Genomic DNA, 23890 nt, shown 5'->3' with positions numbered 1-23890 from the left:
AACGTCACCATATGCCACCTTCTACCCCAGCCTGATGACGGCCAGGGATTTCTCCCGCACACTGCGGAAAATTCCCAAGCCCGTTCCCCGCCACCTTCGCGGGGTACAGCCGGAGTAGAAAATGGCGCGACAACTAATAACAAACGCCCAAGACCCGCTGCACGAATCCCGCCAAGCCCGCCTGAAGCTGGCCAGCGAGGGCGAGCTGCCGTTGGGCATGCTGCGCGACGAAATCGACGCCTCCTGGCGGCGCAGCCTGGGCCATGGCCTGGATTGCCTGCAAGGCGAGCAGGTCGGCCTGGGCCTGGAGCAGGGTCATGACCTGCGCATGTTGCTGGAACGCAACCGCCTGCTGGTCGACGCCGTTACCCCCGAACTGGACTACCTGGTCGCTCGTCAGGGCAAGTCGGGCATCGTCATCCTTGGCGATGCCAAGGCCAATGTGCTGGCCATCGAAGGCCAGACCCACGTGCTCGGCCGCGAGGGCCTGCGCGACCTGCACCCGGGCAGTTGCTGGAGCGAGTCGCTGCGCGGCACCAATGCCATCGGCACGGCCGTGGTTGAAGGCCGGCCGACGTTGATCAACTGCGGTGAACACTACCTCGACCGCCTCAGCCCGTTCTCCTGCACCTCTGTGCCCCTGCGCGACCCGCGTGGCGAGGTGATCGGTGTGCTCGATATCACCCGTGAAGGGGTGATGGCGCAGCCACAGGACAGCCTCTCGACGCTGATGCTGGCCGCCGGCAACATCGAAAGCCGAATGTTCGGCCTGTGCCACCCAGAGCAACTGGTGCTGGCCTTCCACAGCCGACCGCAATACCTCAACAGCGCCTGGCACGGCTTGCTGGCGCTGAGCCTGGATGGTGAAGTGCTGGCCGCCAACGACAGTGCCTGCCAACTGCTTCAGGTGCCGCGCCATGAGCTGATTGGCCGGCGCAGCACAGACCTGCTCGGCGAACGTTCACCTGCGTTTATTGCACGCCTGTGGCAGGGCGGGGTGAGCAGCGTTCAAACGGCCAAGGGCGAGTTCTACTTCCGCGCTTTGCAGTTGCCGCGCCATGGCCGGGTAAATGGTGGTACGCCAGCCAGCAAACCGACGCTCGGCAAGCAGTCTCCCGCGCTCGATGCATTGGCCGGCGGCGATCCACGCCTGGCGCGCAACCTGCGCATGGCCCGTCAAGGGCTGGGCAATGGCCTGCCAGTGCTGCTGCTGGGTGAGACCGGTACCGGCAAGGAAGTGGTCGCCCGGGCCTTGCACCAGGCCAGCCCGCGTGCCGACAAAGCGTTCGTGGCCGTCAACTGCGCAGCCATACCTGAAGGTTTGATCGAGTCCGAACTGTTTGGCTACCGCGAGGGCGCCTTCACCGGTTCCCGCCGGGGCGGCATGGTCGGGCGGTTGATGCAGGCCCATGGTGGCACACTGTTCCTGGACGAAATCGGCGACATGCCGCTGGCCTTGCAAGCGCGCCTGCTGCGGGTATTGCAGGAGCGCCGCGTGGCACCGCTGGGTGCGGGTGACGAGCAGGACATCGATGTGGCGCTGATCTGCGCCACTCACCGTGACCTTAAACGCCTGGTGCAGGAGCAGCACTTTCGCGAAGACCTGTACTACCGGGTCAACGGCGTGTCGCTGCGCTTGCCGGCGCTGCGCGAGCGTGATGACCTGGCCGCGATCATTCAGGGGTTGCTGGACAAGTCCGATGCCCGCGGCGTTACGCTAGACCCGGCATTGGCCGCCTTGCTGGAAGGCTTCGACTGGCCGGGCAACATCCGCCAGCTGGAGATGGTGGTACGCACGGCGCTGGCCATGCGCGAGGACGGTGAGCAGGTGCTGACACTCGACCACCTGACGGATTGCCTGCTGGACGAACTGGCCAGCGGCACGGCGCCCTCTGGCAGCCTCAAGGACAACGAACTGGAATTGATTCGCGGTGCGCTGGCGCGCCATCAGGGTAACGTGTCGGCCGCCGCCGAGGCCCTGGGCATCAGCCGGGCAACGTTGTACCGCAAGCTCAAACAGTTGCGCGGCTGAACCATGGGCCCATTGTTCGCAAGGCTGGTGGAGTCCAGCGACCCTGTACTCATGCGCCAGGCATTGGCCTGGCTGTATGGTTTCGTGCGCCCGCACCGGCGCGCCATCGGCCTGTTGCTGGGCCTGTCGCTGGGCGCCTCGCTGCTGGCGTTGGCGCAGCCCTGGCTGGTCAAGACGCTGATCGACGAGGGGCTGCTGGCCAAGAATTACCAGACCCTCTGGCACATGGCGGCGATCATGATCGGCGCAGGCCTGCTGGGTACGGTGCTGGCCGGGGTCAACCGCTACCTGCACACGCGCCTGTCGGGGCGCATCCTGTTTGCCCTGCGCGATGACCTCTACCGCCACCTGCAGCAGTTGTCGCCAACGTTCTATGGGCGGCGGCGCATGGGCGACATTCTTTCGCGGCTGGACGGCGACGTGGCGGAGATCCAGCGCTTTGCCGTGGACTCACTGTTCTCGGCGGTGTCGGCGGTGATCGGCCTGGTGGGGGCGGTGGCGCTGATGCTGATGCTGTCGTGGCAACTGTCGTTGCTGTTGGCGCTGTTGGTACCGATAGAAGTGCTGTGGCTGCGCTGGATGCGGCGCAAGGTGGAGCGCGAAGTGCGCAACCTGCGCGAACGTTCGGCGGATGTGTCGTCGTTCCTGGTTGAGACTTTGCCGGCGATGAAGTTCATTCAGGCGTCCGGGCAGCAAGGCCGCGAGGCTGGGCGCCTGGACCAGCTTGGGCAAGGCTACATGCGCCAGTTGCTTAAAGTGCAGGTGACCGAGTTCTTCACCCAGGCCATCCCCGGCACGCTCACCTCCTGGTGCCGCGCTTGCGCGTTTCTGGTCGGCGGCTGGTGGGTGATCCAGGGCACTTGGCAGTTGGGCGCGCTGATCGCTTTTTCCACCTACATGGGCATGGCAGTAGGCCCGGTGCAGAGCCTGCTGGGCCTGTATGTAGCGGTACAGCGCATGGCCGTGAGCCTGGGACGGGTGATGGAGCTGAAGCAGGAGGCTGTGGCCGTGCGCCCGGCGAACAACCCGAAGCCGATACCCGATGGCCCCGGTGAGCTGCGCCTTGAAGGCCTGGGTTTTGCCCATGAAGGGCGCCAAGGTGCCGTACTGAACAACGTGCAGGTGTGTGTGCCGGGAGGCCTGAAGGTGGCCATCAGCGGTGCCTCGGGGGTGGGCAAGTCGACCCTGATTGACCTGTTGCAGCGCTTCTACGACCCGGACGCCGGGCGCATCCTGCTGGATGGCACCGACCTGCGTGACCTGGACCTGGCCGCGTTGCGCCGGCGCATTGCGGTGGTCAGCCAGGACATCGTGCTGTTTCGCGGCACCCTGGCGCAGAACCTTGCCTATGGTGTGCCTGAAGCCAGCCGTGCAGAGCTGGAGCGGGTCGTGCGCCTGGCGCGGCTGGACAGCCTGGTCGAAAGCCTGCCATTGGGCCTGGATGGCTTGCTGGGCGAACGTGGCCAGCAGTTGTCCGGCGGGCAGAAACAACGCATCGCCATCGCCCGTGCAGTGTTGCAGGCCCCGGCGATATTGGTACTGGACGAAGCGACGTCCGCAGTGGACGAAGCCACCGAGCGCGAAGTGATCGCGGCCATCGACCAGCTTTTCGCTGGCCGCACGCGCATCCTGATCAGTCACCGAGCTTCGACACTGGCCGATGCCGACCTGCACTTGCAACTGCATGATGGCCAGTTGCAGGTGCTGCCGCAGGAGGCAATCAAACATGGGCACTGACGTGCGTGTTGGCATCATCGACAGCGGCTGCTCGCCGGAGCAGGCCAACGGTTTGCTGGCTGCCCGCCGTTTCTGGCTGGAAGACGGCCAGTTGCGTGAAGGAGGGCTGCAGCCCGACCAGCTGGGGCATGGCGGCGCGGTGCTTGCCGGCGTGCAGCGTGAGGCTGGGCCGGTGCCGCTGCTGGTGGCCCAGGTGTTCAGCGCCCAGGCCAGCACCAGCGCTTTGCAGGTGGCTGCCGCGCTGCTGTGGCTGGTGGAGGCGGGGGCTACCTTGGTCAACCTTAGCCTTGGCCTGCAGCAGGACCGCCCTGTGCTACACCAGGCTTGCGCCGAAGCGTTGGCAGCGGGTGTGCTGTTGTGCGCATCCAGCCCGGCGCAAGGCGGGGCGGTGTACCCGGCCAGCTACAGCGGGGTGATCCGGGTGACCGGCGATGCCCGCTGCGCCCCGGGCGAGTGGTCGTGGCTGGGTACGCGGCAGGCAGACTTTGGCGGCTACGTGGGCACGGGCGGCAGGGCGGGCGCGAGCCTGGGCTGCGCGGCCTTGAGCGGAAGGATTGCAGCGTTGTTGCGTGACGAGCCGGGCATGGGTCGCCAGCAGGTTTACGACTGGCTGCGCAGCAATGCGGCGTATACCGGCCCCGAGCGACGAGGTGTTGGCCATGCCTGAACCGCGCATTGTGGTGCTGGGTGCTGGCCCTGCGGGTGCTGCCACGGCCATCGGCCTGCGCCGGCTGGGCTACTCGGTGACGGTGGTGTCGGAGTGGCGCCGTTTCGCGGCAGTTGAAGGGGTTTCGCAGCGGGTGCTGGAGGGCTTGCGACATGCAGGCCTTGGCGGGGCCTTGAGCCAGGCGGCCATGCCGGCTACCCGGCAGGTGCACTGGAATGGCCAGCACCTGCAAATGAACCAGGAGTTCTTGCTCGATCGACAGCGTTTTGACCGGGCGCTGCGCGACGACCTTCAGCGTGCCGGCGTGAGTGTGGTCGAGGGGCGGGTGCGCGAGGTTGTGCACGAGGGCGGTCATCATGTTCGCCTGGACGATGGGCAGGTGCTGATCGCTGATTTCCTCGTCGAGGCCAGAGGCCGTCAGGCACCGCTGGCCCCGGATCGCCTGCGTGGGCCGGAAACGGTTAGCCTGCTTAACGTGTGGCAGGGTAGCCCGGGGGCGCCTGCGTCGGCGGTGGAAAGCCTGGAGGATGGCTGGGCGTGGATGGCGCGGTTGGAGGATGGCCGCTGTTACTGGCAAGTCACCCTTGACGCAGCCGGGCTGCCGGGTAAGGCCGGGTTGGCGGATTACTGCGTGGTGCGGCGAGCCTGCAGCGCGCTGGTTGCCGAGTTGTTTGATGCCCAGGCGCTGGTTCCGGCACAGGTGCATGCACGCAGCAGCACTGCAATTCTGGCCGGCGAGTGTGTAGGGCAGGACTGGATACGGGTCGGCGATGCGGCGATGGCCGTTGATCCGCTGTCGGGCAACGGGATTTTCCAGTCACTGTCTTCGGCGTTGCAGGCGCCGGTGGTGATCAATACGTTGTTGCGCAAACCGGAGCGCGCGGGGCTGGCGCGGCAGTTTCACCAGCAGCGGGTCGAACAACTGTTCTTGCGCTTTGCCCGGATCGGGCGGGATTTCTATGGACAGGAGCAGGGGCGCGCAGGGCAGCCGTTCTGGGGGCGGCGGCAAAGCTGGCCGGATGCGCAGCCGCTGCATATGGCTGCGGATTGGAACGCGGTGCGGGTCGAGCGGCGGCCTGTACTGCGTGATGGGTGGGTGGATGAGGCTGAGGTGGTGGTGACGGCGGATCAGCCGTTGGGGGTTTGGCATTTGCAGGGGGTGGAGTTGGCGCCTGTGGTGCAGAGGCTACAGGGCGGGCAAGCACTTGAGGTCGTGCTGCCAGGTCTTCTGGATGAACAGCAAGTGATGGTGCGGCGCTGGCTGCGAGAGCAAGGTTTTGCTTGAAATCGCCGGGGCTGCGTAACAGCCCCAGGATTTTGAATCAGAAGAAGGTCCCGACAATCAACTGCATGTAGGCCCCGGTATCCCGCCCGCCCAGTTGTGTGCCGCCATTATCCGCACTACGCTCCGGCTTGTAGAACCCCACCAGCGGGCTGATCAGCAAGTGGTCGTTGACCATCCATTCCACATACAGGTCCAGCTCCCGTCCGCCGAGGTTGCCCTGGTCCGTGTCCAGCGTGTCGAAGTCGAAGTACAGTGCGCCCACGGTCAGGTTGTCCCGTGGCTTGCCCTTCAGCGCTACGTGGTGTACCTGGCTGTTCTTGTTGAACGGCCCAGCATAGTTGGCCGCCACTTCACCCTGGAACCAGGTGCCATAGCCCCGGCTCAGGCCATAGAACAGCGGGTCGAAACCTTCGGAAAAGCGGCTGTAGCGGTAGGTCGCGGTGGGCGACCAGGGTAGCTCGGAGAACGTCCAGTTGCCCTCCAGATACCAGGCATTCTCACGTCCACCGGTCTTGTCCTGGGTCACGTATTCGGCGGCCAGCTCCAGGTCTTTCACGCCCAGGTTACCGCGCCCGCGCAGGCTGGCGGTGTCCATGCCGTCGCGGTGTTCCAGGCCCATGATCTGCGCATAGCGCTGGTCAAGGTCCAGCCCGCGTATCCAGCTGACGCCCACGGTGCCGGCGTCGGCGACGTGTTCCAGGTTGGCTACTGCCAGCGACGTGTCGGCCTGGTAGTGGTTGTCGGACTTCAGCCACATCAGGTCACCGCGCCAGCCTTGTTTGCCGCCCAGGCGCAGGACTGCGGTGCGGTCGAAGGCCTTCCGGGCGGCCAGGTAGTAGGCGCCGCCACGGTCGAAGTTGGCGCCCAGGTCGACCTTGCCCAGGTTCACCGGGTCGCCCTGAATGAGGAAGCCGTCACCCAGTGTCACCACCTGGCGGCCGCCAGAAATGTCCACGCCGTCTTCGCCCAAAGCCGGGAACAGGTTGGCCGAGCGCCAGCCCAGGTAGAGGTCTTCGATGGCGGTGCGGCGTTCGTCGCCCAGGGTCAGGCCGGCGGCATCGCCGTCGCCCCAGGTGGCGGAGCTGAGCAGGTTGAACGCGCCGTAGAGTGCGCCGGCATCGGGCAGGGCCTGGCTGCCGCTGAGGCCGTATTTGATGTAGCCCTCCTGCCAGGCGGTGCTGCCGGGCTGGCGGTTGCCGGCCTGGTTGAAGCTTTCGTCGCTGTGGAAGACGCCAAACAGGGCTTCAAGGTCGGCGTTGAGGATGGTGCCGTTCTGGTTGTACAGCTCGTAGGCTTGGCTGGCGGGTGCGGTTAACAGCAGGGCCAATGTGCAGGCAAGTGTGTGCCTCATGGTTTTGCTCCATGGTTTTTATTGTTGTTTTTGTATTGCCTGTACCGGCCCTATCGCCGGCAAGCCAGCTCCCACAAGTACGGCACAGGACCTGAGGGCAGTGGATACCTGTGGGAGCTGGCTTGCCGGCGATAGGGCCGGTACAGGAAACAAGATCAGAGCTTGATCAACACCGATTTGAGCTCGGTGTAATGTTCGATGGCAGCTGCGCCCATCTCACGGCCAACGCCAGACATCTTGTAGCCACCAAATGGCAATGCCGGGTCCAGCGCGCTGTGGCAGTTGACCCAGACCGACCCCGACTTGATACGCGGGATCATCCGGTGCACCGCTGCCAGGTCGTTGGACCAGATGCTCGCGCCCAGGCCGTAGGGGTTGTCGTTGGCCATGCCGATCACTTCGTCGATATCATCGAACGGCATCGCCACCAGTACCGGCCCGAAGATTTCTTCCTGCACCAAGCGGTGGCGCTGGTCGACATCGACAATCACTGTCGGCTTGACGAAGTAGCCTGGGCCAAAGCTTTCGCCACCGCAGGCGATGGTCGCGCCCAATTCGCGACCCAGCTCGATGTAGCCGGTGACGCGGTCCTGCTGTTTGGCTGAAATCAGCGGCCCCATTTGCACGGCCGGGTCCAGGCCGCTGCCCAGTTTCATGCCATTGGCGATGCCCGCGATGTCGGCCACCACGTTGTCGAAGTGCTTGCGGTGTACATACAGGCGCGAGCCGGCGCAGCACACCTGGCCCTGGTTGAAGAAGATCGCCGTGGCGGCGCCGGCAGCCGCTTCCTGCAGGTTGGCGTCGGGCATGACGATGGTTGGCGATTTGCCGCCGAGCTCCAGGGTGACGCGGGTCATGTTGTCCATGGCCGCCTTGCCGATCAGCTTGCCGACTTCGGTAGAGCCGGTGAAGGTCAGCTTGTCCACGCCGGGGTGCCGGCTGAGCGCGGCACCGGCATTAAGGCCGGTACCGGTGATCACGTTGAACACGCCCGCCGGGTAACCGGCTTCGTCGACCAGTTCGGCCAGTTTGAGCACGCTCAACGGGGTTTCATCGGCGGGCTTGAGCACCACGGTGCAGCCGGTGGCCAAGGCCGGGCCGAGCTTCCAGCAGGCCAGCAGTAGCGGGAAGTTCCAGGCGACGATGGCGCCGACCACGCCGACGGCCTCACGGCGCACGAAGCCGTGGAACTGGTCGTTGGGCATCAACGGCATGGAGGCTTCGACGGTGCTACCCTCGATCTTGGTGGCCCAGCCGGCCATGTAACGCAAAAAGTCGATGGCCAACTGCACGTCCATCACCTGGGCCACGGCGGCGCTCTTGCCGTTGTTCAGGCATTCCAGCTCGGCCAGCTGGCGGGCGTCGCGCTCCATCAGGTCGGCCAGGCGCCACAGCAGGTTTTGCCGTTCACGCGGGCGCAGGCGGCTCCACGGCGAATCGTCGAAGGCCTGGCGCGCAGCGCGTACGGCGCGGTCGACGTCTTCGGCCTCGGCGGCGGGCACTTCACCCAGTACCTCGCCAGTGGCCGGATTACGGAACGACAGGGTGCGACCGCTGGCGGCGTCCTGCCAGTCGGCGCCGATGCGCATCTTCAGCTTGCGTTCGAGAAAGGCGCGGGTGGCGGGCAGGATGGGCAGTTCGGAAAGCATGGGGCTGTGCCTCTTGTCATTGGATGTGACGGGCACAGGCGCAATGGCCGTGCCAAGGTGGGCAAGTGGCCGCAAGGTGTTGAAGGCATTGGGTTTCGCCTGGATGCAAGGTTGTGATTGCCGGTGTGCGCTGTTGCACATTGAGACGGTGTGAGACGGTGATGAAACAGTGGCTGTGCTGGCCTCTTCGCGGGCTTGCCCGCTCCCACAGGTACAGCGTTGGGCTCAGGCATTTCGCAATTCCTGTGGGAGCGGGCGAGCCCGCGAAGGCCTGCACAGCAGGCCCTGTCTCAGGATGAAACACCTTGTCGCGAAATGGCACGCTGCAATTGGCCATCTTTGCTTCCGGTTACGCCCGGAAAACGGCCTAAAAGCCTGAAAGAAAACGCTTTTACAGCAACTGGCACAGTTCCTGTATCACAACTGTCACATGCACACCTGCTGTACCAAAGCGTGCGAAAAACGATAAGAACAACAACCGTGGAGGTCTGACCTTGAAGACGACTCGACTCCGGCGGCATGCGGGCAAACTGGCGCTGGTCGCCGCCGCGCTGCTGAGCACCCAGGCCATGGCGGCCGAGCAGGGCCCGAGCCTGTTGCAGAACAAGTGCATGGGGTGCCATATCCCCGAAGGCAACGATACCTACAGCCGTATCAGCCACCAGCGAAAAACGCCGGAAGGCTGGCTGATGAGCATCGCCCGCATGCAGGTGATGCACGGCCTGCAGATCAGCGACGACGACCGTCGCACGCTGGTCAAGTACCTGGCCGACAAGCAGGGCCTGGCGCCCAGCGAAACCGATGGTGTGCGCTACGCCATGGAACGCCGGCTGAACACCGTCGAGCACTTCGATACCCAGCTCAGCGAAACCTGTGGCCGTTGCCACTCCGGTGCCCGCGTTGCCTTGCAGCGCCGCCCGGCCAAGGAATGGGAGCACCTGGTCAACTTCCACCTCGGCCAATGGCCGTCCCTCGAATACCAGGCCCAGGCGCGTGACCGCGACTGGCTGCCGATTGCCCTGCAACAGGTGGTGCCGGAACTTGCCAAGCGTTACCCGCTGGACAACCCGGCCTGGGCCGAGTGGCAGAAGGCCAAACCGAACGCCGATGTGCTGCCGGGGCAATGGGCCTTCAGCGGGCACATGCTGGCCAAGGGCGATGTGCGCGGGGTGATGAGCGTTACGGCTGACCAGGGCGATGCCTTCAAGGTGGAGGTCAAGGGCGCTTATGCCGATGGCACGCCGTTCAACGGCAGTGGCACGGCAATCCTGTACAACGGCTATGAGTGGCGCGGTAACGTCAAGGTGGGCGATGCCAACCTGCGTCAGGTGTTCGCGGCACTGGATGGCGAAATGAAAGGCCGCATGTTCGAGGCCGAGCACGATGAACGTGGCCTGGACTTCACTGCGGTGAAGGAAGGCAAGGCACGCCTGCTGGCGGTACAGCCGGCATTCATCAAGGCAGGCGGCGAAAGCGAGATCACCTTGGTAGGCAGCGGCCTGGACGGCAAGCCCGACCTGGGCGCCGGGGTGGAAGTGACCGAAGTGTTGGAGCAAACCCCCACTCTGGTGCGGGTCAAGGCCCGCGCAGCCGCCAATGCCAAGCCTGGCCAGCGCGAGGTTGCAGTGGGCGCGCTCAAAGGTGCAAACCTGGCGGTATACGACAAGGTCGAGGAAGTGAAGGTCGTGCCGGCATTCTCCATTGCCCGCATTGGCGAGAACGGTGCTTCGGTACCGAAAGTGCAGGGCCGTTTCGAAGCCGAGGCCTGGGGTAAAGACGCCAGCGGCCAACCGCTGCGCATCGGTTACCTGCCGGCCACCTGGAAAGTCGAGCCGTTCAACGAACGTGCGGTCGAGGATGAGGACGTCAAGTTTGCCGGCAAGATGCAGGCCGATGGCGTGTTCGTGCCAGGCGGTGCCGGCCCCAACCCTGAGCGCAAGATGATGACCAACAACGCCGGTAACCTGAAGGTCATCGCCACCCTGGCCGACGGTGGCCAGACTGGCGAAGGGCACATGATCGTCACCGTTCAGCGCTGGAACAACCCGCCGCTGCCGTAACGGCAGGGCGCAACGGTTTTCCAACGGATCGATTATCGGGAGGTCGCCATGGGCGCACTACTGAACCTGGTCGAACGCAACCTGCATGAAGTGCAGGTCGATGCCGACCGCATGCTGTTCCATATACCCAGCAGTTCGCTGTTTGCCACAGATGCCGTGACCGGCAGCATCATCGACGCCTTGCGCCAGCAAGGTTGTTCGGCCGAGGAGCTGATGCAGCGCCTGGGCCAACAGTTTGCCGGCGACGATATCCAGGACACCCTGCGCGAGCTGATCGCGCTGGAACTGGTCAGCGACGGCTCGCCGCTGACCCCGGAAATCGCCCTCAGGCAGGTCGAGCGCACCGCGCTGAATACCGTGGTGCTCAACGTCAACACCGGCTGCAACCTCAGCTGCACCTATTGCTACAAGGAAGACCTGGACAAGCCGTCCGCCGGCAAGAAGATGAGCACCGCCACCGCCGAAGCCTCGGTGGAGATGCTGCTCAAGGAATCGCCCAACGAGGAGCGCTACAGCGTGGTGTTCTTCGGTGGCGAACCGCTGTCCAACCGGCCGTTGATCGAGCATATGGTGGCTTACTGCGAGCGGCGTTTCGCCGAGGCGGGCAAGGCGGTGGAGTTCATCATGACCACCAACGCCACGTTGCTGACCGAAGAAATCATCGACTGGCTCAATGCCCACCGCTTCGGCTTGTCGATCAGCATCGATGGCCCCAAGACCGTGCACGACCGCAACCGTATCACCGTGGGCGGGCAGGGCACCTATGACGTGGTGCGGCGCAAGGCCGACCTGCTGCTGTCGCGCTACACCAGCCGCCCGGTAGGGGCGCGGGTGACCTTGACCCGCGGCATTACCGATGTCGAAACCATCTGGAACCACCTGTTCAACGAAATGGGTTTTGCCGAGGTTGGCTTTGCCCCGGTCACCTCCGGCGACATGGCCGACTTCAACCTCACCGGCGACGAACTGATCGAGGTGTTCGCCAACATGAAGGCGCTGGGCCGCCGTTACCTGGAAGCCGCGCTGGAACACCGCAACATCGGGTTCTCCAACCTGCACCAGCTGATTACCGACATCCACGAAGGCCACAAGAAGGCGCTGCCGTGCGGTGCCGGGCTGAAGATGCTGGCGGTGGATCATGAAGGCGAACTGAACCTGTGCCACCGCTTCACCGGCTCCAGCCTGCCGACCTTCGGCAACGTGCACCAGGGCGTGAAGCAGGCGCAGCTCAACGACTTCCTGTCGCAGCGCCTGGACCGGAGCAACACCGGCTGCGAGAGCTGCCGTATCCGCAACCTGTGCTCTGGCGGCTGCTACCACGAAAGCTATGCGCGCTACGGCGACCCGCAGCACCCGACGTATCACTACTGCGAACTGATGCGCGACTGGGTCGACTTCGGCATCGAAGTCTACAGCCGCATCATGGCCGCCAACCCGGCCTTCATCGATCGCTACATCACCCCGCGGAAGGCGCACTGACATGAAGCACTTGAAGCCCCTGAACAACAAGGCGCGCATCCTCGAACAGGCCGCTGCCGAAGACCGCGTCGAAGAAGTCATGGCCATGAGTGCAGTGGCCGGCTGTACGGCCACCACCGACCCGGGTTGGGAAGTGGACGCCTTTGGTGGCGTGAGCTCGCTGTGCCAGCCGATGGAAGCCGACCTGTATGGCTGCTCCGACCCTTGCTGGTGGCCGGCCCAGGTGCCGGACATGATGAGCACCTATCAGGACTGGAACGCCCAGGCCACCAACTCGGCGGATGACTGGCGCAACCTCGGCACTGTGTTCCCGAAAGACAAGTGACCGGCCCAACAAGAATGACAAGGGGAAACCGCATGAAAGCTGGACGCTGCGCGCCACTCGCGCTCACCATCGCCGCCATGGCGTGTACCGGCCTGGCACAGGCCGACGATACCGGGCCGGCACTGAAGGCTGGCCACGAATACATGATCGTGACCAACTACCCGAACAACCTGCATGTAGTCGATGTGGCCACTGATACGGTGTACAAGAGCTGCGTCATGCCCGACAAGTTCGGCCCCGGCACCGCAATGATGGCGCCGGACAACCGCACCGCCTACGTGTTGAACAACCACTACGGCGACATCTACGGCATCGACCTGGACACCTGCAAGAACACCTTCCACGCCAACCTGTCCAGTGTGGCGGGTGAAGTGGGCCGGTCGATGTACTCGTTCGCCATCAGCCCCGACGGCAAGGAAGTGTACGCCACGGTCAACCCGACCCAGATGCTGAACGACCACTACGTGGTCAAGCCGCCACGGCTTGAGGTGTTCAGTACCGGCGATGGCCTGCAGGCCAAGCCGATACGTACCTTCCCGATGCCGCGCCAGGTATACCTGATGCGCACCGCCGACGATGGCACCTTGTATTTTGCCGGGCCGGATATTTACAAGATGGACGTGAAGACCGGCAAGCATTCGGTGGCCTTGCCGCTGCGCAACTGGAACCGCAAAGGCTACAGCGCCCCGGACGTGCTGTACTTCTGGCCGCACCAGAACCCGCGCCACGAGTTCTCGATGTTGTACACCATTGCCAAGTTCAAGGATGCCAAGCAGGACCCGAACGAGGCCGAGCTGTTGTATGGCTACCTGAGCGTCGACCTGAAGACCGGCAAGACCCACACCCAGGAGTTTGCCGACCTGACCGAGTTGTATTTCACCGGCTTGCGTTCGCCCAAGGACCCGAACCAGATCTACGGCGTGCTCAACCGCCTGGCCAAGTACGACATCAAGCAGCGCAAGCTGATCAAGGCGGCTAATCTGGAGCACACCTATTACTGCGTCACGTTCGACAAGAAGGGCGACAAGCTGTACCTGGGCGGCACCTTCAACGACCTGGCGGTGTTCAACCCCGAGACGCTGGAGAAGGTGAAGAACATTAAGTTGCCGGGTGGTGACATGTCGACCACGACGCCGCAGGTGTTCATTCGTTAAACCAGTGTTGGCTTCATCGCCGGCAAGCCAGCTCCCACAAGGTCACCACAGTCATTGAGACTTGCGCAGTACCTGTGGGAGCTGGCTTGCCGGCGATAGGGCCGGCCCAGACAATACAAAAACAACAAGAGAACGCCCATGCCCCAGCCAAGCTACTCCCAGGGCAACCAGGACAAAGCCCTGCTCAGCCAATGCATCGGTGATGCCTTCGACACCACCGTCGCCCGCTTCCCCGACCGCGAAGCCCTTGTGGTCCGCCACCAGGCCCTGCGCTACACCTGGCAGCAACTGGCTGAGGCCGTCGACCAGCACGCCCGAGCCCTGATGGCCTTGGGCGTGCAACCCGGCGACCGCCTGGGCATCTGGGCACCCAACTGCGCCGAGTGGTGCATCACCCAGTTCGCCAGTGCCAAGGTCGGCGCGATCCTGGTCAATATCAACCCGGCCTACCGCTCCAGCGAGCTGGATTACGCCCTCGGCCAGTCCGGCTGCCGCTGGGTGATCTGCGCCGACGCGTTCAAGACCTCCGACTACCACGCCATGCTGCTGGGCCTGGTGCCTGGCCTGAGCACAGGCCAGCCGGGGGCGCTGATCTGCGAGCGCTTCCCGGAGCTGCGCGGCGTGGTCAGCCTGGCGGCCGCACCACCACCAGGCTTTCTGGCCTGGCATGAATTGCAGGCCCGTGCCGATGCAATCAGCCGTGAGGCCCTGGCCGAGCGCCAGGCGCAACTGCACTGCGACGACCCGATCAACATCCAGTACACCTCGGGTACCACCGGTTTCCCCAAGGGCGCGACCCTCAGCCACAGCAACATCCTCAACAACGGGTACATGGTCGGCGAAAGCCTGGGCCTGACCGAACACGACCGGCTGGTGGTGCCGGTGCCGCTTTACCACTGTTTCGGCATGGTCATGGCCAACCTTGGCTGCATGACCCACGGCAGCACCCTGATCTACCCCAACGATGCCTTCGACCCACTGGCCACGCTACGCGCTGTGGCAGAGGAAAAGGCGACCGCGCTGTATGGCGTGCCGACCATGTTCATCGCCGAACTGGACCACCCGCAACGCGCGGAATTCGACCTGTCGAGCCTGCGCACCGGGATCATGGCCGGTGCCACCTGCCCGATCGAGGTGATGCGCCGGGTGATCGGCGAAATGCACATGGCCGAGGTGCAGATTGCCTACGGCATGACCGAGACCAGCCCGGTGTCATTGCAGACCGGGCCGGACGATGACCTGGAGCGCCGTGTGACCAGTGTCGGCCGCACCCAGCCACGGCTGGAGAACAAGGTGGTCGACGTTGACGGCAACACCGTGCCGCGTGGCGAGATAGGCGAGCTGTGTACCCGTGGCTACAGCGTGATGCTCGGTTACTGGAACAACCCCAAGGCCACCGCAGAAAGCATTGATGGTGAAGGCTGGATGCACACCGGCGACCTGGCGGTGATGGACGAGCAGGGCTATGTGCGCATTGTCGGGCGCAGCAAGGACATGATCATTCGTGGCGGCGAAAACATCTACCCGCGTGAGCTGGAAGAGTTCTTCTTTACCCACCCGGCGGTGGCCGATGTGCAGGTGATTGGCGTGCCGTGCAGCAAGTATGGCGAAGAGATCGTGGCCTGGGTGCGGCTGCACCCGGAGCATACCGCCAGTGAGGATGAGCTGCGTGAGTGGGCGAGGGCGCGGATTGCGCACTTCAAGGTGCCCCGGTATTTCCGCTTTGTCGACGAGTTTCCGATGACGGTGACGGGCAAGGTGCAGAAGTTCAGGATGCGAGAGATCAGTGTCGAGGAGCTTTCTGTCGGCTGATGTATTGCCTGTGCCGGCCTCTTCGCGGGTAAACCCGCTCCTACACGTACAGCGTTGTCCTCGGGAATATACGGGCCCTGTAGGAGCGGGTTTACCCGCGAAGAGGCCGGTAGAGGCGGCAAATGACTTCAGCCTTGCAGCAACTCCGGGCTGTTGAAATTGCTTAGCCGCTGATCATCGCTGGCACATTCCAGCCCCTGAACCGCCTCGCGCAGCAATGCCTTTTGCAAACTCCGCTCACCCGTCATCCAGGCCTGCTCCAGCACCGGCAGCACCCGCCGTGGCAGCACGCTGAACATCGGCTGCCAATACCCACCCTGGCGCACCATCGCCGCACTGTCATTCGCCACCGCCAACCGCAGCAAATCCTCGATCAACACCCGGTCAACCCGCGGCGCATCGCATGCCAGCAACACCACCCACTCATGCCGCGCCACCTTGAGCCCGGCAATCACCCCCGCCAACGGCCCGGGGAAGTCCGCCTCGGCATCGCCCACCAACTGGTCGGCATACGCCCGGTAGGCCTCCTGGTTGCGGTTGCAGGAAATCACCAGATCATCGCTCAATGGCCGCACCACCCGCTGCACATGCGCCACCAACGGCTCGCCCTTCCAGTCGATCAGCCCTTTGTCACGGCCGCCCATGCGCTGGCCACGGCCACCGGCAAGGATGAGGGTGGAGCAGGGGGGGAGTGAATCAGGCATGAAAAAGGGCTCCGGGCAGTCATTGCCGGGAACCCTCCCATGTCACGCGGGGCTTGTCCAGTCAGCTTTCCTTGGCAACCGGTTGTGTGTCGGCGTAATGCGCCTGGCGATGCCCCGCCAGCCGCATCACCACCACAAAGAACACCGGCACAAACACCACCGCCAAGGTGGCGCTGAGCATGCCGCCGATCACCCCGGTACCGATGGCCTGCTGGCTGGCCGAGCTGGCGCCGCTGGCGATGGCCAGCGGTACCACGCCGAGGATGAATGCCAGCGAGGTCATCACGATGGGGCGCAGGCGCAGGCGGGCGGCCTGCACCGCAGCGTCGACGGCATCCACGCCCTGGTCGACCAGGTGCTTGGCGAACTCGATGATCAGGATGGCGTTTTTCGCCGACAGACCGATCAGGGTAATCAGGCCAACCTTGAAGAACACGTCATTGGGCATGCCGCGCAGGGTCACGGCCAGCACCGCACCCAGTACGCCGAGGGGCACCACCAGCAGCACGGCGGTGGGAATCGACCAGCTTTCGTACAGCGCTGCCAGGCACAGGAACACCACCAGCAACGACAGCGCCATCAGCATCGGTGCCTGGCTGCCGGACAAGCGTTCCTGCAGCGACAGCCCCGTCCATTCCAGGCCGGCGCCAGGCGGCAACTGGGCGACCAGGCGCTCGACTTCCGCCATCGCCTCGCCCGAGCTGTAGCCTGCTGCCGGTTCGCCGGAAATCGACACCGCCGGGTAGCCGTTGTAACGGGTCAGCTGCACCGGCCCGCTGACCCACTTGGCCTGGACGAACGCGCCCAGTGGCACCATCTTGCCGCTGCTATTGCGCACGTGGATTTTCAGCAAGTCTTCGACCTGGCTACGCTGGTCGCCTTCGGCCTGCACCACCACCCGCTGCATACGGCCCTGGTTGGGGAAGTCGTTGACATAGCTGGAGCCCACCGCCACGTCCAGCACCGAGCCGATATCGGCAAACGAAACGCCCAGGGCATTGGCCTGGCGGCGGTCGATTTCCAGTTGCACCTGCGGGCTTTCGGCCAGCGATGCTTCACGCACGTTGGTCAATACCTTGCTTTTGCCGGCATTGGCCAGCAGCGTGTCGCGGGCAGCCATCAACTCGGCGTGCCCCATGCCGCCACGGTCCTGCAGGCGGAATTCGAAGCCGGTGGACTCGCCCAGGCCGTCGATAGGCGGCGGCAGCACGGCATAGGCCACAGCGTCCTTGAGCTGGGTGAAGGCCATGGTCGCGCGGTCGGCAATTGATTGGGCGCTGTCGTCGGCACCACGCTCGGACCAGTCCTTGAGCGTGGTGAATGCCAGTGCTGCGTTCTGCCCGCTACCCGAGAAGCTGAAACCCAGGATCAGCGTGGTGTTGCCTACGCCCGCTTCGTCGGCGTTATGCGCCTCGATCTGCGCGGCCACCTGTTCGGTGCGCATGCGGCTGGCACCGGGTGGCAGCTGAATGTCGGTAATGGTGTAGCCCTGGTCTTCGGTGGGCAGGAACGCCGTGGGCAACTGGCTGAAACCGTAGCCCAGCACCGCCAGCAGCACCGCGTACACCAGCAGGTAGCGGCCGCTGCGCTTGAGCGCCTGCATCACCCAGCGTTGGTAGCCATTGCTCAGGCTTTCGAAGCGGCGGTTGAACCAGCCGAAGAAGCCTTTGCGCTCATGGAGCTCACCCTTGGCGACCGGTTTGAGCAAGGTGGCGCACAGCGCCGGGGTCAGGCTGAGGGCCAGGAATGCCGAGAACAGGATCGACACCGCCATCGACACCGAGAACTGCTGGTAGATCACCCCCACCGAACCTTGCATGAAAGCCATGGGCAGGAACACCGCCACCAGCACCAGGGTGATGCCGACGATCGCGCCGCTGATCTGGCCCATGGCCTTGCGCGTGGCCTCTTTGGGCGGCAGGCCTTCTTCGGCCATGATGCGTTCGACGTTTTCCACCACCACGATGGCGTCGTCGACCAGGATGCCGATGGCCAGCACCATGCCGAACAGGGTCAGCACGTTGACGGAGAAGCCCATGGCCAGCATGACCGCGAAGGTGCCCATTAGCGCCACCGGTACCACCAGGGTCGGGATCAACGTATAGCGCAGGTTCTGCAGGAACAGGAACATCACTGCGAACACCAGCAGCATGGCTTCGAACAGGGTGTTGATGACCTGCTCGATCGACACCTTGACGAACGGCGAGGTGTCGTAGGGGATGTCGTACTTGACGCCTTCCGGGAAGTAGCGCGCCAGGTCCTGCATTTTCGCCCGCACCAGGGTGGCGGTTTCCATGGCGTTGGCCCCCGGCGACAGCTGCACACTGAACGCGGTTGCCGGCTTGCCGTTCAGGCGGGTGCCGTACTGGTATTCCTGGGCGCCGATCTCGACCCGGGCGACGTCACCGACAGTGACCGTGGAACCGTCCGGGTTGGCGCGCAGGACGATGGCGCTGAACTCTTCCGGTGTGCTGAGCTGGCCTTTGACCACCACGTTGGCGGTGATTTCCTGGGTGCCACGGGTGGGCAGGTCGCCAATGCTGCCGGGCGCGACCTGGGCGTTCTGCGCCGCGATGGCCTCGGCCACATCGTTGGGTGTGAGGTTGAAGCCGATCAGCTTGCGCGGGTCGATCCAGATGCGCATGGCGCGTTCCGAACCGTACAGCTGGGCTTTACCGACGCCCTTGAGGCGGCGGATTTCGTCCATCACGTTGCGCGCGAGAATGTCCGACAGCGCGGTTTCGTCGAGTTTGCCATCTTCAGAGGTGAGGGTGGCCAGCAGCAGGAAACCGGTAGACACCTTTTCTACCTGCAGGCCCTGCTGGGTGACCGGGCGCGGCAGGCGCGACTCGACCACCTTCAGGCGGTTCTGCACGTCAACCTGGGCCAGGTCCGGGTTGGTGCCCGGGGCGAAGGTGGCGGTGATGGTGGCGCTGCCCAGGCTGCTTTGCGACTCGAAGTACAGCAGGTTGTCGGCGCCGTTGAGCTCCTGCTCGATCAGGCTGACCACGCTTTCGTCCATGGTCGCGGCGGAGGCGCCTGGGTACACGGCGTAGATTTCCACCTGCGGCGGGGCCACGTTCGGGTACTGGGCCACCGGCAGCTGCGGGATGGCCAGCGCGCCGGCCAACAGGATGAACAGTGCGACCACCCAGGCGAACACCGGGCGGTCGATGAAGAATTGCGGCATGAATCAGGCCCTCACTGGCCGGTGTGCTGTGCGATGGGCGCTGTGCCCGTTGCGGTGTCGACCTGCACCTGGTCACCGGCCTTGACGTGTTGCAGGCCTTCGACCACCACCTGCTCGCCTGGCGTCAGGCCTTCGCTGACGACCCAGCGATCACCCTGGGCGCTGCCGAGCACCACCTGGCGGTCGCTGACCCGGGCCTGCGCGTCGACCACCAGCACCTTGGGCACGCCGGCACTGTCGCGCAGAATGGCCCGCTGCGGCACGCTCAGGCCTTTGGGCTGTACGGCCTGCTCCAGGCGCACACGCACATAGCTGCCGGGCAGCAGGTCAAGGTCCGGGTTGGGGAACTCGCTGCGCAGGGTGATCTGGTTGGTGCTGGGGTCGACGCTGATATCGGAGAACAGCAGCTTGCCTGGCAGCGGGTAGGCACTGCCATCGTCCTGGATCAGCGTGGCGCGGGCCTGGCCGTCGCCCACCTGCTGCAGCTCGCCTGCGCGCAAGGCCCGGCGCAAGGCGTTGAGCTCGCGGGTGGACTGGGTGACGTCGGCGTGGATCGGGTCCAGCTGCTGGATGGTCGCCAGCGGCGTGCTTTCGTTTTGCCCGACCAGGGCGCCTTCGGTGACCTGGGCGCGGCCGATACGGCCGGAAATCGGCGCGGTTACCGTGGCGTAGCCGAGGTTCAGGCGGGTGCGCTCCAGGGCGGCCTTGGCGGCGGCCACGTCGGCGTCGGCCTGCAGGAAGCTGGCCTTGGCGTTGTCGTATTCCTGGCGGCTGACGGCCTTGTCGTCGACCAGCTCGCGGTAGCGCTGCTCTTGCAGGCGTGCCTGGTACAGGGTGGCCTCGGCCTTGGCCAGGGTGGCGCGGGCACTGTCATGGTCGGCCTTGAATGGCGCCGGGTCGATCAGGAACAGCACATCGCCTTGCTTGACGTCACTGCCTTCGCGGTAGACGCGTTTGAGTACCACGCCCGCGACCCGTGCGCGCACTTCGGCGGTGCGCGGTGCCAGGATGCGGCCGCTGAGTTCGCTGCTTATTGCCAAGGGCTGCAATTGCAGGGTTTCCACCCGCACCTGCGGGGTAGGGGCCTTTTCGTCTTGCTCGGCGCTGTCGCCACAGCCAGCCAGGGACAAGCTCAGAAACGCCAGAAGCGCCACTGGGCGCAGGCGAGGGGGGAAGGTAGTAGGCATGCGGATCTTCCGATGATGACCGGGTATATGCTACGGCAGCTGTTGCACTGACGGCTGTTAATACCTGTAGGGTGAGTGTGAAAAAGTGTGAAGATCAATCCTCCGGGCCGGTAGGGTTATATATTCTGCGTACACCTGTACCCAGATTCCCAAGCACCTATGCCGAATATTTTCCTGGTCGAAGACGACAGCGCCCTGTCCGAACTGATCGCCAGCTACCTGCAACGCAACGACTTTCATGTCCAGGTGATCGCCCGGGGCGACCATGTGCTGGACGAGTACCGCCGGCAAAAGCCGGACCTGGTCATCCTCGACCTGATGCTGCCGGGCATCGACGGCCTGCAATTGTGCCGCTTGCTGCGCCAGGAGTCACAGAGCCTGCCCATCCTGATGCTGACGGCCCGTGATGACAGCCATGACCAGGTATTGGGCCTGGAAATGGGGGCCGATGATTACGTGACCAAACCCTGCGAACCACGCGTGCTGCTGGCCCGGGTGCGTACGCTGCTGCGTCGTAGCAGCATCAATGAGCCGCGCCTGGACAACGACCTGATCCTGATCGGGGGGTTGCGCATCGACCTGGCCGAGCGCACGGTCAGCTGGCGTGGCGAAGAAGTGGAGCTGTCCAGCGGTGAGTACAACCTGCTGGTGGTGCTGGCGCGTAATGCGGGCGAGGTGATGAACCGCGACCGTATCCTGCAACAACTGCGGGGTATCGAGTTCAATGGCACTGATCGTTCCGTGGACGTGGCCATCTCCAAACTGAGGCGCAAGTTCGACGATAACGCCGGCGAAGCGCGCAAGATCAAGACCGTGTGGGGCAAGGGTTACCTGTTCAGCCGTGTCGAGTGGGAGTGCTGATCGACCATGCTCAAGATCCTGGTGCGGCTGTACCTGGTGATCATCGTTGCCTACGCCGGTGCGTTGCTGTTCATCCCCGACACCATTGTCGGCCTGTTCCGCGACCGCTTCATGGCCTACAACCTGGACCAGGCCAAGGGCGTGCAGGCGTTGATCGTGCGCCAGTTCCGCCAGGCCCCGCGCGAGCAGTGGCCAGCCGTGGAGCAAGAACTGGCCAGTGATTTCGCGCCGCTGGAATTGCAACTGCTGCGCATGGACCAGGCCGGCCTGAGCGATGAAGAACAGGCGCGCCTGGAGCATGGTTTGTACGCGGTGCGCATTGCCGAATGGGGCTACTACGAAACCGTGCTGGCACCGCTGGACAAGGAATGGCTGGTGCGTCTGCACTCACCGCCAGACCCGCTGGACATCAACGTGTTGTCGTGGGGGGTGACCGTACTGATCGGTGCGGCCATGCTGGGGTGCCTGCTGCTGTGGGTATGGCCGCACTGGCGCGATCTGGAGCGCCTGAAGGAGACCGCTCGGCGCCTGGGCCAGGGGCAGATGGCCGAACGTACGCATATTTCGCCGCATTCCAACATTGGTGAGTTGGCCGGCGTGTTCGACACCATGGCCAGCGACCTGGAGCGCCACGTCAACCAGCAGCGCGAGCTGCTAAATGCAGTGTCACACGAATTGCGCACACCCCTGACCCGGCTGGATTTCGGCCTGGTATTGCTGTTCGACGAGGTGCCGCCGGCCAGCCGCAAACGCCTGCTGGAACTGGTGGGGCATGTGCGTGAGCTGGATGAACTGGTGCTGGAGCTGCTGTCCTACAGCCGGCTGTACAATGCCGACCAGGCCCGCGAGCGGGTCGAGGTATCGTTGCTGGAGCTGGTCGACAGCGTGCTCGGTGGTTTTGCCGAGGAACTCGATGGCCGGGGTATCCGTTGGGAAGTGCAGGCCGAGGGTAATCTGCCCCGGTTCGTGCTGGACCCGCGCTTGACGGCGCGCGCGGTGCAGAACCTGGTGCGCAATGCCATGCGTTATTGCGATGAAAGCCTGTTGCTGCGCCTGCGGCTGGAGGGCGATGGTGCCTGCCTGCTGACCGTGGAGGATGACGGCATTGGCATACCGGTTGAGGAGCGCGAGCGGATTTTCCAACCGTTCTACCGCTTGGACCGCAGCCGGGATCGCAACACCGGCGGGTTTGGCCTTGGGTTGGCGATCAGCCGGCGAGCGATCGAGGGGCAGGGCGGGACCTTGACGGTGGCGCAATCGGCGCTGGGTGGTGCGCAGTTCAGGATTCGGCTGCCAGCCGGGTAGTCCACAACACAAACCGGTCCTTGCCCGTGTGCTTGGCTTCATACAGCGCCTGGTCGGCCTTGATCAGCGCCATGGTCAATGTATCGCCCGCGCTCACCTGCGCCAGGCCGATACTGATGGTTACCGGGTGCGTGCCTGCATCTTCACGCACTCTGCGTACCAATGCCTCCACCTGCTGTTCAGCACTTTGCTGGTCCAGCCCCTCAAGAAAAATGGCAAATTCCTCACCGCCCAATCGGGCAAACCCGGAATCGGCCATGGCAGCCTTGATGTGCAGTGCCACGCGTCTGAGCACTTCATCACCCACGTCGTGGCCAAAACGGTCATTGACCTTCTTGAAGTTGTCGATGTCGACCATCGCCAGATACTGCCCGGGCGTCGCCAGTTTCAATTGCTGCTCTGTTTTGGCCATGAACGAGCGGCGGTTGGGGATTTCGGTCAGGGCGTCGACATAAGCCTGCTCAAGCAGCACCTTCGACAGGTAGAAGTTGTGCAGTTTGGCCTTGCGGATTTGCAGGTAGCTGTAGCTCACCAGGCCGCTGAGGAAAATGGCGTAGCTGATGAGCATGGCGCCTTCGAGGGCGTCCGGTTCAATGCGCGTGTGGTAGAAGGGGTTGAGCATCACCCAGGTGATGACCATGGCGCAGAAGAACGACCAGCGCCGCACCGGCTGCACCGACACGGCATACAGCACGGTGGAGACGCCGAGCACCAGCCACACCGGGCGCAGGGCTACCGGGATGCCTTCGATCACCAGGCGCATGCCCAAGGTGATGACGGCAATGAACAGCAGGTTGAGCACGTCGAAGTGATGGCTGCGGCGTGTGAAGTGCAGCACGATGGTCAGGCAGCCCAGCAGGGCGATGAACAGGTAGGACAGCCAGGTGAAACCCTGGCCGCCGAGGAAGCTGACGATCAGGTCGAAGACCAGCCAGATCAGGATGCTGATGCAGAACACCAGCAGGCAGAACGGGCGCATGGACTCGAATTCGTGCTGGCGGAATTCGGCGCGCAGGGCGGCGGGGGCGACCTGCTGGCGTACGTGTGCTTCGATGGTCTTGAACATCGGGGGCTCCTGGGAGTACTGCTTTG

Annotated in this window: 17 protein-coding genes; 11 read left to right on the top strand and 6 right to left on the bottom strand. The window is 64.2% G+C overall.

Annotated elements, in window-relative coordinates; all coding sequences use genetic code 11:
• Nucleotides 1-121: 121 nt before the first annotated feature.
• From N436_RS24025 to N436_RS24010, 4 genes are read left to right on the top strand one after another with little or no spacing between them, the layout of a single operon-like run.
• The gene (locus N436_RS24025; protein ID WP_105947588.1) at nt 122-2032 is read left to right on the top strand and encodes a sigma-54-dependent Fis family transcriptional regulator; all 1911 of its coding nucleotides are present in this window, start codon (nt 122-124) and stop codon (nt 2030-2032) included.
• 3 nt (nt 2033-2035) lie between these two features.
• Entirely contained in the window at nt 2036-3769 is a 1734-nt protein-coding gene (locus N436_RS24020) for an ABC transporter ATP-binding protein (RefSeq protein WP_110742117.1), read from the top strand.
• Complete coding sequence (locus tag N436_RS24015; protein WP_110742116.1) at nt 3759-4436, top strand: peptidase S8 and S53 subtilisin kexin sedolisin; 678 nt, start codon at nt 3759-3761, stop codon at nt 4434-4436. Before N436_RS24020 ends, N436_RS24015 begins: the two co-directional genes overlap by 11 nt.
• Nucleotides 4429-5721 carry an NAD(P)/FAD-dependent oxidoreductase gene (locus N436_RS24010; protein WP_105947672.1) on the top strand — a complete coding sequence of 431 codons (1293 nt, stop codon included), beginning with the start codon at nt 4429-4431 and terminating at the stop codon, nt 5719-5721. Before N436_RS24015 ends, N436_RS24010 begins: the two co-directional genes overlap by 8 nt.
• Before the next feature lie 37 nt (nt 5722-5758).
• Here the strand turns inward: N436_RS24010 and N436_RS24005 are convergent, their stop codons facing one another.
• Entirely contained in the window at nt 5759-7072 is a 1314-nt protein-coding gene (locus tag N436_RS24005; RefSeq protein WP_105947591.1) for a hypothetical protein, read from the bottom strand.
• Between the two features lie 155 nt (nt 7073-7227).
• Nucleotides 7228-8721 carry an aldehyde dehydrogenase gene (locus tag N436_RS24000; RefSeq protein ID WP_105947592.1) on the bottom strand — a complete coding sequence of 498 codons (1494 nt, stop codon included), beginning with the start codon at nt 8719-8721 and terminating at the stop codon, nt 7228-7230.
• Between the two features lie 494 nt (nt 8722-9215).
• Between N436_RS24000 and peaA the strand changes: the two genes are divergently transcribed.
• The 5 genes from peaA to N436_RS23965 all read left to right on the top strand — a co-directional run bounded on the left by peaA (nt 9216) and on the right by N436_RS23965 (nt 15551).
• Nucleotides 9216-10781: a quinohemoprotein amine dehydrogenase subunit alpha gene (peaA, locus tag N436_RS23990; RefSeq protein ID WP_105947593.1), complete on the top strand. Its 1566-nt coding sequence runs from the start codon at nt 9216-9218 to the stop codon at nt 10779-10781.
• 48 nt (nt 10782-10829) lie between these two features.
• Nucleotides 10830-12260 (top strand): quinohemoprotein amine dehydrogenase maturation protein, encoded by a 1431-nt coding sequence (gene peaB / locus N436_RS23985; RefSeq protein ID WP_016713979.1) that lies wholly within the window; start codon nt 10830-10832, stop codon nt 12258-12260.
• Nucleotide 12261: 1 nt separating this feature from the next.
• The gene (qhpC, locus tag N436_RS23980) at nt 12262-12585 is read left to right on the top strand and encodes a quinohemoprotein amine dehydrogenase subunit gamma (RefSeq protein WP_012272119.1); all 324 of its coding nucleotides are present in this window, start codon (nt 12262-12264) and stop codon (nt 12583-12585) included.
• Nucleotides 12586-12617: 32 nt separating this feature from the next.
• A complete protein-coding gene (gene peaD / locus N436_RS23975; protein ID WP_110742115.1) occupies nt 12618-13739 on the top strand; it encodes a quinohemoprotein amine dehydrogenase subunit beta in 1122 nt (373 codons plus the stop codon).
• A gap of 138 nt (nt 13740-13877) precedes the next feature.
• Entirely contained in the window at nt 13878-15551 is a 1674-nt protein-coding gene (locus tag N436_RS23965) for a fatty acid CoA ligase family protein (RefSeq protein WP_110742114.1), read from the top strand.
• A gap of 128 nt (nt 15552-15679) precedes the next feature.
• Here N436_RS23965 and mobA read toward each other — a convergent pair whose 3' ends face one another.
• The 3 genes from mobA to N436_RS23950 form a co-directional block, all read right to left on the bottom strand.
• Nucleotides 15680-16255, bottom strand: coding sequence for a molybdenum cofactor guanylyltransferase MobA (gene mobA, locus N436_RS23960; RefSeq protein ID WP_110742113.1), 576 nt, complete (start codon nt 16253-16255; stop codon nt 15680-15682).
• 61 nt (nt 16256-16316) lie between these two features.
• Complete coding sequence (locus tag N436_RS23955; RefSeq protein WP_110742112.1) at nt 16317-19445, bottom strand: efflux RND transporter permease subunit; 3129 nt, start codon at nt 19443-19445, stop codon at nt 16317-16319.
• A gap of 11 nt (nt 19446-19456) precedes the next feature.
• On the bottom strand, nt 19457-20632 hold the full coding sequence (locus N436_RS23950; protein WP_110742111.1) for an efflux RND transporter periplasmic adaptor subunit: 1176 nt from the start codon (nt 20630-20632) through the stop codon (nt 19457-19459).
• Nucleotides 20633-20791: 159 nt separating this feature from the next.
• Here N436_RS23950 and N436_RS23945 point away from each other — a divergent pair, with 159 nt between their 5' ends.
• Complete coding sequence (locus tag N436_RS23945; RefSeq protein WP_060710034.1) at nt 20792-21493, top strand: response regulator transcription factor; 702 nt, start codon at nt 20792-20794, stop codon at nt 21491-21493.
• 6 nt (nt 21494-21499) lie between these two features.
• Complete coding sequence (locus N436_RS23940) at nt 21500-22798, top strand: ATP-binding protein (protein ID WP_104834661.1); 1299 nt, start codon at nt 21500-21502, stop codon at nt 22796-22798.
• Here N436_RS23940 and N436_RS23935 read toward each other — a convergent pair.
• The gene (locus N436_RS23935) at nt 22773-23864 is read right to left on the bottom strand and encodes a diguanylate cyclase (RefSeq protein WP_110742110.1); all 1092 of its coding nucleotides are present in this window, start codon (nt 23862-23864) and stop codon (nt 22773-22775) included. The genes N436_RS23940 and N436_RS23935 overlap by 26 nt on opposite strands.
• Nucleotides 23865-23890: the final 26 nt, after the last annotated feature.

The organism is Pseudomonas sp. RV120224-01b, from assembly GCF_003208145.1.
In the GTDB taxonomy this organism is placed as follows: Bacteria; Pseudomonadota; Gammaproteobacteria; order Pseudomonadales; family Pseudomonadaceae; genus Aquipseudomonas; species Aquipseudomonas monteilii.
Note: the sequence above shows the minus strand (reverse complement) of the source record. Positions and strands in the feature narration are given on the sequence as shown.

Coding starts and splice junctions, on each gene's coding strand:
- N436_RS23955 (WP_110742112.1), bottom strand. CDS start 19,445: ATGCCGCAATTCTTCATCGACCGCCCGGTGTTCGCCTGGGTGGTCGCA.
- N436_RS23945 (WP_060710034.1), top strand. CDS start 20,792: ATGCCGAATATTTTCCTGGTCGAAGACGACAGCGCCCTGTCCGAACTG.
- N436_RS23935 (WP_110742110.1), bottom strand. CDS start 23,864: ATGTTCAAGACCATCGAAGCACACGTACGCCAGCAGGTCGCCCCCGCC.
- N436_RS24015 (WP_110742116.1), top strand. CDS start 3,759: ATGGGCACTGACGTGCGTGTTGGCATCATCGACAGCGGCTGCTCGCCG.
- peaD (WP_110742115.1), top strand. CDS start 12,618: ATGAAAGCTGGACGCTGCGCGCCACTCGCGCTCACCATCGCCGCCATG.
- N436_RS24020 (WP_110742117.1), top strand. CDS start 2,036: ATGGGCCCATTGTTCGCAAGGCTGGTGGAGTCCAGCGACCCTGTACTC.
- N436_RS23965 (WP_110742114.1), top strand. CDS start 13,878: ATGCCCCAGCCAAGCTACTCCCAGGGCAACCAGGACAAAGCCCTGCTC.
- N436_RS24025 (WP_105947588.1), top strand. CDS start 122: ATGGCGCGACAACTAATAACAAACGCCCAAGACCCGCTGCACGAATCC.
- qhpC (WP_012272119.1), top strand. CDS start 12,262: ATGAAGCACTTGAAGCCCCTGAACAACAAGGCGCGCATCCTCGAACAG.
- N436_RS23950 (WP_110742111.1), bottom strand. CDS start 20,632: ATGCCTACTACCTTCCCCCCTCGCCTGCGCCCAGTGGCGCTTCTGGCG.
- N436_RS24005 (WP_105947591.1), bottom strand. CDS start 7,072: ATGAGGCACACACTTGCCTGCACATTGGCCCTGCTGTTAACCGCACCC.
- N436_RS24000 (WP_105947592.1), bottom strand. CDS start 8,721: ATGCTTTCCGAACTGCCCATCCTGCCCGCCACCCGCGCCTTTCTCGAA.
- peaB (WP_016713979.1), top strand. CDS start 10,830: ATGGGCGCACTACTGAACCTGGTCGAACGCAACCTGCATGAAGTGCAG.
- mobA (WP_110742113.1), bottom strand. CDS start 16,255: ATGCCTGATTCACTCCCCCCCTGCTCCACCCTCATCCTTGCCGGTGGC.
- N436_RS23940 (WP_104834661.1), top strand. CDS start 21,500: ATGCTCAAGATCCTGGTGCGGCTGTACCTGGTGATCATCGTTGCCTAC.
- N436_RS24010 (WP_105947672.1), top strand. CDS start 4,429: ATGCCTGAACCGCGCATTGTGGTGCTGGGTGCTGGCCCTGCGGGTGCT.